This is a genomic window from Armatimonadota bacterium (assembly GCA_016223145.1).
Classification (GTDB): Bacteria; Armatimonadota; Fimbriimonadia; order Fimbriimonadales; family Fimbriimonadaceae; genus Nitrosymbiomonas.
This window is the reverse complement of record JACRPN010000005.1, coordinates 427,570-441,808: the sequence shown is the minus strand read 5'-3', so window position 1 is coordinate 441,808 and position 14,239 is coordinate 427,570. Positions and strand designations below refer to the sequence as shown.

Annotated in this window: 12 protein-coding genes; 6 read left to right on the top strand and 6 right to left on the bottom strand. The window is 61.8% G+C overall.

Features of this window, described 5'->3' with window-relative positions; genetic code table 11:
* A partial coding sequence (locus tag HZC36_04250) for a peptidylprolyl isomerase (protein MBI5706184.1) occupies positions 1-380 on the bottom strand: 380 nt, incomplete at its 3' end.
* Between the two features lie 49 nt (positions 381-429).
* Between HZC36_04250 and hemW the strand changes: the two genes are divergently transcribed.
* Together hemW and HZC36_04240 are read left to right on the top strand one after the other, a co-directional pair.
* Positions 430-1,935: a radical SAM family heme chaperone HemW gene (hemW, locus tag HZC36_04245; protein MBI5706183.1), complete on the top strand. Its 1,506-nt coding sequence runs from the start codon at positions 430-432 to the stop codon at positions 1,933-1,935.
* Positions 1,936-2,023: 88 nt separating this feature from the next.
* On the top strand, positions 2,024-3,610 hold the full coding sequence (locus HZC36_04240; GenBank protein MBI5706182.1) for a family 20 glycosylhydrolase: 1,587 nt from the start codon (positions 2,024-2,026) through the stop codon (positions 3,608-3,610).
* Positions 3,611-3,618: 8 nt separating this feature from the next.
* On the opposite strand, the gene HZC36_04235 is transcribed toward HZC36_04240, so the two are convergent.
* Positions 3,619-4,626 (bottom strand): hypothetical protein, encoded by a 1,008-nt coding sequence (locus HZC36_04235; protein ID MBI5706181.1) that lies wholly within the window; start codon positions 4,624-4,626, stop codon positions 3,619-3,621.
* 103 nt (positions 4,627-4,729) lie between these two features.
* On the opposite strand from HZC36_04235, the gene HZC36_04230 reads away from it, so the two are divergent.
* Positions 4,730-6,142: a VWA domain-containing protein gene (locus HZC36_04230; protein MBI5706180.1), complete on the top strand. Its 1,413-nt coding sequence runs from the start codon at positions 4,730-4,732 to the stop codon at positions 6,140-6,142.
* 327 nt (positions 6,143-6,469) lie between these two features.
* On the opposite strand, the gene HZC36_04225 is transcribed toward HZC36_04230, so the two are convergent.
* Entirely contained in the window at positions 6,470-7,510 is a 1,041-nt protein-coding gene (locus tag HZC36_04225; protein ID MBI5706179.1) for a LacI family DNA-binding transcriptional regulator, read from the bottom strand.
* Positions 7,511-7,804: 294 nt separating this feature from the next.
* Between HZC36_04225 and HZC36_04220 the strand changes: the two genes are divergently transcribed.
* Positions 7,805-8,989, top strand: coding sequence for a cellulase family glycosylhydrolase (locus tag HZC36_04220; GenBank protein ID MBI5706178.1), 1,185 nt, complete (start codon positions 7,805-7,807; stop codon positions 8,987-8,989).
* A gap of 276 nt (positions 8,990-9,265) precedes the next feature.
* On the opposite strand, the gene HZC36_04215 is transcribed toward HZC36_04220, so the two are convergent.
* A complete protein-coding gene (locus HZC36_04215) occupies positions 9,266-9,757 on the bottom strand; it encodes a hypothetical protein (GenBank protein ID MBI5706177.1) in 492 nt (163 codons plus the stop codon).
* Between the two features lie 135 nt (positions 9,758-9,892).
* Here HZC36_04215 and HZC36_04210 point away from each other — a divergent pair, with 135 nt between their 5' ends.
* A complete protein-coding gene (locus HZC36_04210; GenBank protein ID MBI5706176.1) occupies positions 9,893-11,341 on the top strand; it encodes a hypothetical protein in 1,449 nt (482 codons plus the stop codon).
* A gap of 98 nt (positions 11,342-11,439) precedes the next feature.
* A complete protein-coding gene (locus HZC36_04205) occupies positions 11,440-12,744 on the top strand; it encodes a hypothetical protein (GenBank protein MBI5706175.1) in 1,305 nt (434 codons plus the stop codon).
* A 6-nt stretch (positions 12,745-12,750) separates the two neighbouring features.
* Here the strand turns inward: HZC36_04205 and pdxS are convergent, their stop codons facing one another.
* Entirely contained in the window at positions 12,751-13,665 is a 915-nt protein-coding gene (gene pdxS / locus HZC36_04200) for a pyridoxal 5'-phosphate synthase lyase subunit PdxS (protein MBI5706174.1), read from the bottom strand.
* Between the two features lie 78 nt (positions 13,666-13,743).
* The gene (locus HZC36_04195) at positions 13,744-14,154 is read right to left on the bottom strand and encodes a four helix bundle protein (GenBank protein MBI5706173.1); all 411 of its coding nucleotides are present in this window, start codon (positions 14,152-14,154) and stop codon (positions 13,744-13,746) included.
* Positions 14,155-14,239 lie beyond the last annotated feature (85 nt).

Sequence of the window (14,239 nt, the reverse complement as noted above, 5' to 3'; positions counted from 1 at the left end):
TCGATGTTCTTGCCCGATCCGCCGTCGCCGACCCGGTCGGTGACCGCGCGTTGGCCCGTCCAGTTGTCCTTCACGTAGTCGCCAGTCTTGGGGTCCTTCTTCCAGAACTCTCCCGACTTGCTGTGGGGCGACCCCCACTGCACCACCCAGTGCTCGACGCGGTGCACCCGCTGCTTGTCGTAGAAGCCCTTTTTCACCAGGTCCAGGATGTGTTTGACCGTGAGGGGCGAGTTTTTGGGGTCTGTAGTAATCGTGAAGGAGCCTCCTGAGGCCATCGTGAACACGATTTTGGGTCCGGCCGGCATGTAGTCGTCTTGAAGAATCGGATTCGCACCATGGGCGAAGGGCAGGAACGTGGCGGCGAGGGCAAGTGTGACCATGATTGGTGCGATTCTTACCCGATTTCGCGACGGGTGCTACTCTAGGCGCATGGAGCGGGCCGAACCGATTGCGGTGTACGTGCACACGCCGTTCTGCCCGACGAAGTGCGGCTACTGCGACTTCAATTCCTTCGCGATGAAAGGGGCCATCCACGAGCAGACGGTCAGGGCCATGGTTCATGAGATCGATTGCAGCCCCCTTCATGGCCGCCCGGCAAAGACCATTTTCTTCGGCGGCGGAACACCCACCTTCCTCAAGGCCAGCCAGCTAGAGCGGCTTCTGAAAGCGGTCATCGAAGCGCACCCTCCGACTGAATCCTGCGAAATCACCAGCGAGGCCAACCCGGGCACGGTGGACATCCCCAAGTTTGCGGCGATGCGCGCGATGGGTTTCAACCGAATCAGCATGGGCGCCCAGAGCTTCTTGGACTCGGACCTCGAACGGCTTGGAAGGGTTCACCGCTCCACGGATATCGAACGGGCGTTCCAGGCCGCGAAAGAGGCTGGGCTTGACAATGTGAACCTCGATCTTATGTTTGCGCTCCCCGGGCAGAGCAGAGGGGCCTGGCGGGAGAACCTGAACCGGGCCATCTCGCTAGGCCCGGATCACCTCAGCTTGTATTGCCTGACCCTCGAGCCGAACACCCCTTTCTACAAGGAGCACCTGCGCGGAGCGCTGGTGCTGCCGGACGACGACGTGCAGGTGGCGATGTATGAGGATGCCCTCGCGCTTTCGGCTGACGCCGGCTTCCTGCAGTACGAGATCAGCAACTTCGCCAAGCTCGGCTACGAGTGCCGCCACAATCTGGCCTATTGGCGCTATGAGGAATATGCCGGCTATGGCCCGGGGGCGGTGGGGTGTTTCGATTGCGGATTGGGAGCGGTACAAGGGGACGAAGGGACGGGTGGACCGAGGGGCGACGGGACAGAGGGACTGGCTACTGGGGCCCGTTCGTCAGGAGTCCGAATTCGCTATACCAACCTCAAGCACCCCGCACGTTACAGCCAGATCGCATCAGCGCTCCGAAAACCCTTCACCGACCCACCCATCACCGGCTCATCTGACGTGCCATCACCCATGCCCCCTCACCCCCGTTCGCTTCGCTCTCGGACCCTCTCCTACGAGGGGCGAGGGCATCCGCCTCCTCACTCCCTCCCCGACGCACCCTCCCATCCCCTCACCCCCGTTCACTCCGTTCACGGACCCTCTCCCACAAGGGGCGAGGGGGTTCTGCCCTTCATCTCATCATCTCATCATCTCTTCACCCCCTCTACGACTCATTCCCTCACCGACTCACCCTCTCCTCTCTGGTGCGAGTGGGAGCCCCTCGACGCTCATAAGGAGAAGCTTGAGCGCATCATGCTGGGCATTCGCCTGAACGAGGGATTGCCCCTCGCCTCACTGAGCCTCTCCGAATCTGAAATCTCAAACCTTAGAACTCAGATCGGAAGGCTCGAAGCGAGAGGCTGGGTCGAATGGGCCGGCGAGGGTGTGATCCGCCTCACTCCCGACGGGCGCCACTTCTGCTCCGAAGTGGCCCTTACGCTCGCGTAGCGAAGCCGCCTCGGTGAATCCCATAGGCAATTGACCATGCCGCCTGGCGCTACTTACACCGGCGCAGCTCCCCAGGTACCTTGGACCCATGCAACTGCGCATGTGGATGCTCGACATCGCCCGCGAGCAATCCCCGACCCTCGACCACCTTCGCCGGTACCTCGATCTCACCCGCGAAGCCGGCTATAACGCCATCGGGCTCTATTTCGAGCACCGTTTCGCCTATGGAAGCACCCCTTGGTCCCACGGAAAGGGCTGCGTCACTCCTGAGATGATCCGCACTCTGGTGGCTGAGTACCCGGACATCCAGATCGTTCCCTTTCTGAACTTGCTGGGGCACCTGGAGGGGATGATCTACACCGAAGAGGGGAAGCGCTACCGCGAGTCGCTGTTCGAGGGGATGCAGGCTTGCCCGTCGTGCCCGGAATTTATGGAGCTGTGCCATTCGATCATCGACGAGGCGATCGCGCTGTTCTCCTCACCCCTCATCCACATCGGCGGCGACGAGACGTGGCAGTTGGGGCAATGTCTGAAGTGCAAAGCGAGGCTCGGCGACGTGGGCGAGGCCGCTGGCAGCGCGGAGCCCAAGAAGGGCGCCTCGCCAGAGCTCAAAGCCCACATCTACGGATCGCATTTCGGCCCCCTCGCCGAGCGAGTGGCCAAGGCGGGACGCAGGCCCGGCGTGTGGGGAGACATGTTTCTCGAACACCCCGAGGCCCTGGAGTGCCTGCCCAAGAACACGCTGATCTTCGACTGGCAGTACTTCAAGGGTGTGCGCGAGACCGTGCCGACCTTTCTCGATCGCGGCTTTGAGGTTGTGGGCTGCCCAGCGCTGCACACCTACGACGCAGCGTGGATGCACCTGCCCCAGTCCGAAAAGAACGTTCGAGAGGTGATCCAGGATGCAATTGACATGGGCCTTTACGGGGTTTGCGTGACCACCTGGGAGTGCGGGCTGTTTGGGAGTTACGACACGCTGTTTCCGGCGCTGCAGGCCAGTGGCGCGATGCTTCGACGGGCAGACGATGGCGACGCGCGGTCAGAAGAGCAGGATTCGGCGTTCCTCCGGGCGTATCTCCAGGTTTCCGAGCGCCATGAAGAGTGGGCCAGGCTGATGGGAGTGGAGCTGAATGAGCTTGGCGGGGTCTTCGTCTTCGACGGCTGGCGGAGCCGCCTCAAGAGCCGGCTCTTGATGTACTCCAACCCGTTTCTGCTCTGGATGCGCCACGGCGAGGAACTGTCCGGTGAGATCGGGAGCAAGGCCCTTTCGATCCTTGAGCGAGCCGAAGCCGTCGCGCCCGGCGAGGCGGAGAAAGGGGTCACGCTGTTTGTGAGGGGCGCGGTCCAGTTCGCCCAGACTGCCGAGAAGGCGCGCACGGCGTACGCCGCCAAGAAGCCTGGCGAGGCTCTCGCGAGCCTGACCATCTGTCGCGGCATCTTTGAAGACTTGGAGCGGATTGCCAAGAAGACCCATGCGCGGATCGGCGGGTCGCTGGCCGACATAGAGCGGTGCCGCAACGCAAAAGCCCACGTGGAGACCGTGATGAAGCGCGTTAAAGACTATGGCGACGGCTCGCTCGGCTACCTTCCGGCGTTCGAGATCCTCGCGCACCCGATGTTCGTCCCCCACGACCAGGCCTGCTGGTGGCTGGTCAACTGCTGGGGGAAGGAGTAGCCGGGAGCCTATTTCGGGTCCAGGGGTATGCCCGTCATGTCCACGTTTCTGGTCTTCGAGAAGCCGATGGCGAGCTTCGCAATGTACTTTGGATCGACGTTGACGAAGCAGGTCTGGCGATCGCCGTTCATGGAGCCGGTCTGGACCATAACCGATTGAAGTGAGTAGGGACGATGTCCACCGGGTTTTGACCACAGCTTCTGCACTTCCTCTTGTGAAATCGGTTTGCCGTCGCTGGTCTTTTGACTGAGGAACTTGCCATCCGGCCCAACAGCCGTCAGACCCAAGTTTAGCCTGTCCCTAACCTTCAACTTGACCTTGAGGTCGATCTGCCATCTCGTTTCCTGGAGATAGCCTGGAGGAAGCTGTTCCCCTGCGGGGGCTTTCTTGATGGAAAGCAGCTCGATGTCCGCAGTTGAAAGGCCTGCTTTTGCGCCGGGCTTGCAGTTTAGCGTCGCTCGCTCTGGGAAGAACTGTATCACCATGAGGCGCGCCTTCGTGGTCTTAGCGCTCGATTCGGCGGCGACGGGCCGCGACTCGTATCGAACCTGAGGTTTACCGGGCTGGTAGTTGCCCATGGGGAAGTTCAGGAAGCCGCCGTAGCCGCCGCTTGCGCTGTTTCCCAGGTAGTTGATGCTGATGGAGTAGCTAGTCGTGCCTGTCGTTGCGGAAGAGATCGTTTGCTTGAAGATGACGAGGCGGTTCTTCTTTCCATACTGGAACTGTATCGGGGGTACATAGGTTGACTTTGGCTTCAGCGCAGACTCAACCAACGACGTCAGCGCAGTAGATTGCTTTCCGCGCAGGTCCCAACAACGGACTTCAGACTCCGTGATCTTGCAGACACCAGCAACCTCCATAGTATATGCGCCCGCTGTGTAGGTGAAACCCACGGTTTGGTCTGGCTTGGGCTCTGGTTGAGGCGTGGGCCCACCATGGGTCGCCTGGAAGGCTCCCAGAGAGCCGACGAGACCCAGCATCATCAGGCTCCAAAGCGGTGCCATCAGGCTTTTCATAGTCCAAGTATAGTGGATTCAAGTCGCAGCCAGGCTTTCCGGTTTCCTGCTTACCGAACGTTCTTGCCCCCGAAACCCGATATAAACTAACGTAGAGAAGCCCATGCCTCCAAACCCGAACGATCCGAACAAAACCGTGATGAGCCCCGGGCCGGGGTTCGACCCGCTGCGCACCCAAGCGATGCCCGCATCGGACCCCATGCGGACCCAAGCCATGCCAGGCCTTTCGGCCAACGCGACCGTGCAGATGGCGGCGCAAGTGGCCCTCAGAGCCGAGATCATCGCCAGCCGGCCGGCGACGATGGCCAATGGCCCCGCGCGCGAGCAGTTTTTGATCGAAATGGTAGCCGCCGGCGCCGATCCTGGGCTTCCTGGCGTGGCGACCGTTGGGGCCAGAACGCCGCTCAACCTCTGCCTGGTCATCGACCGCTCGGGCTCGATGGAGGGTCCGCCCCTCGACTATGTCAAGCAGGCCTGCAGCTACGTGGTCGACCTCCTCTCGCCGGATGACGTGCTGAGCATCGTGACCTTTGAGGAGACAGTGGACATCCTTATGCCTCCGCAGAGGGTGACCAACCGACAGCAGATCAAGGAAGGTATCCAGCGCCTGATGGCAGGGAACACCACCGACCTCTACGGCGGCCTGGCGATGGCGGCCCAGCAGATCCTTCAGCTCGCCGACCCGGGTCGCGCCACCCGCATGATCGTGCTCACCGACGGCGACCCGACCGTTGGCATCAAGGACTACAACTCCCTGGTCAACCACGCTTCTGAGATCAAGGCGCGCGGCATCACATGCACCTTCCTTGGCTTTGGGCCGGACTACAACGAGGAACTCCTGGCGGGAATGGCCAAAAAGGCGGGCGGGAATTACTACTTCATTCCAAGACCCGAGCTGATCCCCGAGATCTTTCGTACGGAGCTCGAAAAGCTCATGACAGTGGTCGCGCGGAACCTCGTGCTCGATCTCAAGCTGGCGCGATGGGCCAACATGCGCTCGCCGCAGTTCGCTTCGGACAACCCTGGCGAGCGCGAGTTTTCGCTCGGACTCGCCGACCTGGAGCGTGGCGCCGCCATGCAGCAAGTCGTCGATCTGGAGTTTCCCAACCACCCGCTCGGGCACTACCGCGTGGCCTCCGGGCGGCTCACTTACGACGACTGCCTGGCGGGCTGCACCAAGACCATCGATCTCGACATGGTGATGGAGTTTACGGCGGACCACGCCCGATATTCAGCGCCGGTGGACCCCAGGGTCCGTCAAGCCGCCGACATCCAGATGGCCTCCCGTGCCGTGGAGAAGACCATCATGGGCCTCAAGACAGGCCAGGTTACGGTCATGGGCGCGGTCGCCGACCTTCAGAGGACTCAGGCGCTGCTGGTCTCGCAGGGCCGCACCGCCGAAGCTCAAGAGGTCACGTTGGCGCTCAGGGCCATTCAAAGCGGCGACAAGGGAACCGCCGAAAAGACCCTGATCGGCACGATGCTGAACTTGGACCAAGGAAAGAAGAGCCAGTAACGGCGATTCCGTTGGGGCGGATGGTTCGAAACGTGGCATCGATTCGCGCCGGTCCTCTGCACTTCCTTGCGCCCTCTGCGTGAAAGCCCCTCAGGCCGCGTCGGCACGGAACCGACGGCTACGGGTCCGCTTTGCGCCCTCTGCATGAAAGTCCCTTGTGCCGCGTCGGCACGGAACCGACGGCTACGGGTCCGCTTTGCGCCCTCTGCGTGAAAGTCCCTCGGGGTGCGTCGGCACGGAACCGACGGCTACGGGTCCGCTTTGCGTCCTCTGCATGAAAGTCCCTTGGGCCGCGTCGGCACGGAACCGACGGCTACGGGGCCGGCCTTAGGAACGTGGGCGCGCCGTAGACTCTCGGACGTCCAGCGTGCAGGGGTATTGATGGTGGCAGGGCTTGGGCAGTTCCCCGTCGATCAGAGACAAAAGCAGGCTTGCTGCGGTCTGCGCCATTTCTTTGATCGGCTGTCGGACGGCCGTGAGCCGGGGAGACGTCGACTCGCAATACCGCGTGCTGTCAAACCCGACGACGCTCAGTTGATGGGGTACATCGAGCCCCGTTTCGGAAGCGCGCGCGAGAATCTCTCCGCCCAACCGCTCATTCCATGCAAAGATCGCCGTGTGGGGGTGTTTCGCGGCGCACCATTCGGGGAACTCGCGAGCATCCGTATGCCAGCAGACGATCTCGCGGTCGCCCACCCTTAGGCCCCGCTTGGCCATCGCATCGCGAAAGCCTTTGAGCCGTGCCAGAGCGTCGGGGGTGCGTTCCTCTCGCTTCTCCAGTGCAAACACGATCCGTCGATGGCCGAGCTCGCAGAGGTGCTCGACGACAAGCTCGGACCCGGTCGAGTTGTCGCACGCGACGCAATGCGGCATCGGGGAGCCTTGGGGTGGCGTGGAGTTCAGGGCAATGATGGGCAGCCCTCGGTCGAAGAGCTCCTGATGGAGCTCAAGATCCTGGGGCATTTTGCACCAGATCACGCCATCGAGCCGCCCATCGCCGAGCGTCTGGGCTGCCAGATCGATCGGGACCTCCGGCAGTATCGTCAACCGATACCTTCGGGCAAAAAGCTCGCTGGCAATGCCGTCGAGGAGCTCTACATAGTAGAGCGGCCCCGCCGAGATCTGCCCGAAGTTTTCGAAGATGAGCCCAACCGTCTGGGTCTTCGATATCCGCAAGGACCTTGCGAGCGCGTTTGGGCTGTATTTCAGCCGACGGGCGGCTTCTCGGATGTTTGCGGCGGTCGGTTCGCTCACCCTCACGGAGTCGCCCTTGCCGTTCAGGACCTTGCAGACGGCAGATACCGAGACCCCGGCCGCCTCGGCAACGGCCTTCAGGGTTGCCCCATTGGGTCTCGGTCCACCGCTCATCGCGTCCCCCGGGGTCCATTTCGAGGGCAGGAAGCCGTGGGGCAGACGGTTCCTGGATGATCGCTCAAAGTCGCTTCCTTTGGCCTTCTGCAGACGCTGAGGCTGACGCGCAGGCGCGCTAGCGCCAGACTATTGAGGTTCGGCCCCAAGGTTCGTCGGTCCATTTCAGTCCAAAGGTCGGATGATGCAACGTTGCATCACTCTTGATATAACCTTACATCAGGATGCAGAATTATGCAAGGCGAATTTCTGCAATTAGGGAAAGTCGCTGGGAGGTTCTCCTTGTTTCAGGCCATGCTGCCCTTCCTCGCCGTGACCGTGGGAGCGCAAGGCGCCCCGCTCGAAGCCCTGCACTGCAAAGACAAGTCGCTGGCCACCTCCAGCGGGAAAACGGTGGCGCTCAAAGGTGTGAATCTCGGCGGCTGGCTGGTCGAAGAGATTTGGATGACCCCGTTCGTCAACGCGGCGACACCCGGTGGAAAGGAGGAAGTCGTCGATCACGCAAGCCTCTGGTCGACGGTGGAGAAGCGCCTGGGTAGGGCCGCGATGCTCCGCGTTCGCGACGCCTACCGAGCGAACTGGATCACGGACGCCGACTTCGCGCGCATCAGGTCGGCAGGCTTTAACCACGTCCGGCTGCCGTTTCTGGTGGAACTCCTAGAGGAGAAGGGCGGCCTGCAATTGCTGAAGAACGCGGTGGCTTCCGCCAAGAAGCACGGACTCTACACGGTCCTCGACATGCACGGCGCGCCGGGCGGCCAAAGCAACGAGCACCACACCGGCAAGCAGGGCCGCAACCGCCTGTGGTTCGACGTCGGGAACATCGCGAAGATGGAGAAGGCCTGGACCGCCATCGGCAAGGCCTTTGCCGACGAGCCGGCGGTCGCCATCTACGACCTGATGAACGAACCGATGGGCGCGCCCAACCCCGCCATGCTGCACCTCGTCTATGACCGGGTGATCCGCGCGGTCCGGAAGGTCGCGCCGAAGAAGGTGGTGCTGGTGGATGACGGCTACAAGGGTTTCGAGACGACGCCCCACCCCAACCTCGCAAACTGGTCGAATGTGGGGTTCTCGCTCCACTTCTATCATTTCGATGCCAAGTCAAGCGCCGAGCACGCGGAGTCCCTATCCAAGCGGATGCCAGAGCTCGTTAAGCTCCAGGGCTATCGCAACGCCCCCGTTTATGCCGGGGAGTTCAACGTGGAGCCTCACGGCACGCCTGAAGCCACAAAGGGGCTGATCGAGCAGTGGGACAGGGCCGGTTGGTCCTGGTGCATGTGGACCTATAAGACGATGGCCGTGAACGGGCCCATGGGGCAGTGGGGCCTCTACAGTCTGGCGGGCAAAGCGGACGCGATTGATCCGTTCCACGACACCGAAGCTCAGATGCTGGCCAAGATCAAGAAGGCCCGCACGGAGAGCATGAGGTCCGCACCTGGGCTGCTGGAGATGTTCAAGGCGTACCTGGGGCATTGAGGCATTAGGGCATTAGGGCATTAGGGCATTTGGGTGTTGGGTCCTGTGGATTGCGCGAGCGAGGGCGGGGTTTACCCCGCCTTTTCAGGGAGAGCGGGCTTCGGCCCGCCCTACCGAATTTGAAATCCCGAGTCACATTGCTCAGGTTGCCGATCTTAAGATGGCCGATCTCGTATCTCAGTCCGCAATCCGCAATCGTCCACCGCTCTCAAACGGAAATCGGGGCCTTGCGCCCCCCGACGCAAGACCCCGCAAGCAAAACTTTCTGTGCTTGGATTAGGGATTGATCGTAGCAGGAGACACGACAATCGAGCCCCGCGCCAGCGACCCCTCGACCTTCCACAGCTTGCCGTTGGATGCCGCGCGAAACTCCATTTTCATGTGATCTGCAACCTGGGACATGTGCCCGTCGTCGAGTGTCACGATAATCGTTCCCGGAACCGCCACAGGTCCCGAGCTGTCCTTGGCTGCGAGCATTGCCGGGCCCATGAACATGGCCCTGGAACCCGCGATGTTCAGGAACGTAAGCTCCTCGCAACGAACGGTGTAGTGATAGTTTGCGCGGCCGCCAGCCTGCACCATGTCCAGGCCAAACCTGCCCTGAGCGATGGTGTTGAACCCGTCGGAAAGGTGTGCCACACCCGTCTGAAAGTCCGCATAGCCGCCCGAAACCATGACGCGGCCGATGCCGCGTGCGTTGTCGATGATCTGATAGTCCGCAACGGCATACGCCGCGAGACACACTACCGCCAGAGCCAGCCTCTTCATGCTGGAGTTGTTCCGCAGGCGTTAGCGCCAGGGCACGGTACTTTCGCCAGGAATCTCGTGCGATTATTGGGAAAGAACTTGCCGATTTCGGTGTAAGATCAGAACATGTGGCGAGGTCCATCCCGTCACGCAAGTATGCGTCGCGTCAGTTTTTTGCGCCGACTGGGCCGATTCGGCTTCAAGCTGTTCAAATGGGCCTTCGCGTTGGCCCTCTTGGCCGCCGGCGGCGGGTGGCTCTGGGTGCGGCAAGACTTTGCCGATGCTGCCTCGGAGCTTGCCGAGAACGAGCAAAGAGCCAGGGAACTTGGCATCCCGCTGACGCCGCAAGACATGCGCCCGCACCCGCCGATTGCGGACAAGGACAACGCTGCGCCGCTCTACCGTCAGGCGATCGCGGCCATTCAAGCCGAAATCCCCAATTTCGAGAGAGTGCGATACCAGATGCCATCTGAAGTCATGGACTGGGTGGCCGACCCTTTGGAGACGCATCACGCTGAGCTTGCCGCCTCGTTCAAGAAGTTTGACCCCGCGATCAAACTCCTTGAGGAGGGTTCCAAGCGTCCGCATTGCGACTTTGAGCGCGACTTCAGCAAGGGGCCGAATCTGCTCTTTCCTGAGTTCGCCGACATGAAAGCGATGGCGAAGCTTGTGGGCGCACGCGGACTGTTCCATGCCCGCCGGGGCCACACGCGAGAAGCGATCGAGGATTTCGACACGGTCTCGCGCGTGGCCGCCCATGTCGGTGAGGAGCCGATTCTCATTGGCGCACTGGTGTCCATCTCCATCGATTCGATCGCCATGGCCTTCCGAAGCGAAGCGGCCACCGTCTGGGCGGATGACCCTTCGGCGTTGGCACAACTCGCCGAAAGCATGAAACATCTGCCCGCCAAGGCAGATGTGGAGAAGTGCTTCAAGGGTGAGGCCTTCTATGGCTACTACACAGCTCGGCACTGGGTGTCTTTCTTCCAGCAGCTTCGCGCCGAAAACGAAGATGCGTTTGGTTACTCCTCTGAGAGTGGATGGCTTCTGCCGCCCACACTTGACCGGGAAATGGTCTGCCGGGCCTATGCCTCCCGCACGCTGGACTTCTGGTGCCTCATCTTCGAAGAGGCCAAGCATAGCGGGTTCAACCCCATCGCTGTCGGCGACCGAATGGACCGTTTGGCCATCGAGTACGAGTTCTCACGCTCTCACAGGCCCTCCAACTTGCTCTCGTCCATCCTCTTCCCAGTCTTTGCTCAGGCTGGACGCGCGTTCGTGAATGAGGAAGCTCGGAGGCGCGTCGTAGAGGCAGAGTTGGGTGTACTTGCCTATCGCGCAAAGCACAAGCGCCTGCCAAAGTCGCTCGCCGAGGCTGGAGTCCACGCCGTCGACCCTTTCAACGCCGATCCTCTCAAGTACGTGGTGAAGGGCGACACCTTCCGGGTGTACAGCGTTGGCCAGGACTTGAAGGATGACGGCGGTCTGACGGGTGCTGAATATGAGAGGAGTCGGCGATTTGGGGATGACTACGGGCGAGACACCGTGGCCTACTTCCCAGCCTCCGACCGCCGGGTCCGCCCAATCGGTCCAGATTGGTTTTGACCTTTGCGCGTAATGCCGAGAGACCGCGGGTCCAATAGAGTTCGCCCAAAACACAACCTCGCGAGGCGGGCAGACGTACTTGGTGCTGGAGAACCCAGTTGAAAGGCACTCTAATCGGCCGTCATGCGCTTTGGGCGATCCCCGCCGCGTTGCTGTGGGGTTGCGGCTCCGGGGACGACATCGCCCAGACCGCCGCCATGCTGGACGCCGAACGGGATGCGGCGAGGAAAGAGGGCATTCCGGTAGAGCCGACCGACGCCCTGCCGGACGGCAAGACTCCCGACGCCGAGAACGCGGCGATCACCTATCTGAAGTCGCCTGAGGTGATGAAAGAGGCGCGATCGGTCCTCATGCTCGATGAACCTCTGGACGAGCTGATCTTCTCCAGATCCGCCACTCAAGTCCAGCAAGAGAGCTTTCGAGCCGTGCTCGCCAAGTTGGAGCCTTTCCTCGCCGAAGTGGAGGCCGCCTCGCGCAAGCCTAAAGTGGATTACAGGCGCAATTGGGAGCTTGGAGCACACGTCCTGATTCCAGAAATGGCACCACTCAAGAGGGTGGTCCGCCTCCTTTGCGCCCGGGCTCTGATCCGCTCCCGAGGCGGCGATCTCACAGGCGCAAAATCCGATCTTGAAACCGCGTTCCGCGTCAGCGCGCACATCGGCCAGGAAGGGTTGCTAATCGGCTACCTGGTGCAGATCACCGCGCAGGGTTTCGTCCAAGAGGCGGCGGTTCAGATCGCCAAAGAGAAGCCCGAGAGCGTACCAGCGCTCAAAATGGCCGCCGACGTGCTTGCACGTTGCCCCAAGGAGCCCGACCTGCTCCGCGCTCTCCGAGGTGAAGCATCCGGCGGAATCATGATCGCCAGAACGGCAAAGAGCCTCGATGAGATCCGCGCCCTTTCATCTGGTGAAGACCCACCTGAGACCCCGACAATTCCCCTCTCAAAGGCGATGCGAGACGCTGCCGAGGTTCGGCTGCTTCAGTTCTGGCGCAAAGTGCTTCCGCTCATCGCAGAGCATCCTGACGACTTCCAGGCGGCAGAAGATATCTTGAGGCGCGAAACCACGATATTCGAAGCTCACCAGGAGGCGAGCTACCTTCTGCCCAGAGTGTGCTTGCCGTTGTCGGAGGTCTGCGCAACTTCGAAAGGGAGAGCCCGGGCGAGCACGCGAGTCGATAGAGCTCTCGTGTTTGCTATCGGCGAGAAGCGCAAGACTGGTTTCTGGCCCAAGACGCTTCCAGCCGAGTTGAACGATCCATTCTCAGACGGACCCCTTCGATTCCGGGCCTCCAAGAACAGCTTCAAGGTGTGGAGCGTGGGACCGAACGGGAAGGACGACGGTGGGGATCGTCGGTCTGTCGCGAAGCCGAACGCGGACGATGTCGCGATGAGCTACCCGTAGAGTGGCCTACCAACCCCTGACCGCCATCAGCTCTTTGTCTTCAAGAGAGCTGACGTTGATGCCGACCATAGGCTCGCCCAGGTTCTTGCTGATCTCGGCCAGCTTTTTGGGCTGGTCGTAGAAGAGCACCGCCTCCACGATCGCCTTGGCGCGCCGCGACTGCGCCTTGATCCGCTCCTCTGGCGAGAGCGAAGCGCCCGCCTTGAAGATGCCGCTGCCCACGAACACGCTCTCCGCGCCAAGCTGCATCATCAGGCTCGCGTCGGCCGGCGTCGCGATGCCGCCCGCGCTGAAGTTGGGCACCGGCAGCTTGCCGGTCTTGTGGACGTGCTGCACCATGTCCAGCGGCGCCTGAAGTTCCTTGGCGACGACGTAGAGCTCATCCTCGCGGGTGGCCTGCACACGGGCCATGTCCGCCATGATCGTGCGCATGTGCCGCACGGCCTCGACCACGTCGCCCGTGCCGGCTTCGCCCTTCGTGCGGATCATCGCCGCTCCCTCGCCGCAGCGCCGCAAAGCCTCGCCCAGGTTCCGCGCACCGCATACGAACGGCACGGTGAACCCGTGCTTGTCCACGTGGTTCGAAACGTCGGCCGGTGTCAGCACCTCACTCTCGTCGATGAAGTCGATCTCCAGGGCCTCGAGAATCTGCGCCTCGGCAAAGTGGCCGATGCGGCACTTGGCCATGACCGGGATGGACACGGCTTCCTTGATGGCGAGGATCATTTCGGGGTCGGACATGCGCGCCACGCCACCCTGCACGCGGATGTCCGCGGGCACGCGCTCCAGCGCCATGACCGAGACCGCGCCGGCGTCTTCGGCGATCTTCGCCTGCTCGACGTTGGTGACGTCCATGATGACGCCGCCTTTGAGCATCTCCGCCAGCCCGACCTTCTCGCGCCAGGTCTTTCGCACGTTCATCGAGCCGTTTTCAGTAGACATAGAGGGGTTAGATTGTACCTGGGCGAGAGGCGAATGGCGAGAGGCGAAAGGGCTCGATCAGTCTGCGTCATCCGCGCCATAGTTCGCAGGTGTCTCCCTCACGTGTTTGGCCTCCATCCCTCGCACATACGCGCCGAGGAGCCGCTGCAGCGATCCCAACCGATCGATCGCTTCGCCGACGGAGCGGCTGGAGGCTAGTCCCAGCCTATCAGCAAGAAGCAACTGAGTTCGAACCTCATAACACGATCCCCGAGCGATCCGGGCGTGGTTGAGGTTCGCAGCGCCCGGTCCACGCCCCCATCCCTCAGCTATATTGGATGGGATCGAGACGGCTGCACGACGCAGTTGGCTGACCAGGGCGTATTGCTCTTCACGCGGAAACTCGGCAGATACCCGATAGACAAGCTCTGCGAATTCCATCGCTGAATTCCAGACTTCCAGGTCTTCAAAACCTGCCGCCTCCCGCATCTTCGCCCCTCGCCCCTCGCCCCTCGCCTCTCGCTTCTCGCCTCTCGCCTCTCGCCTCTCGCCTCTCGCTTCTCGCTTCTCGCTT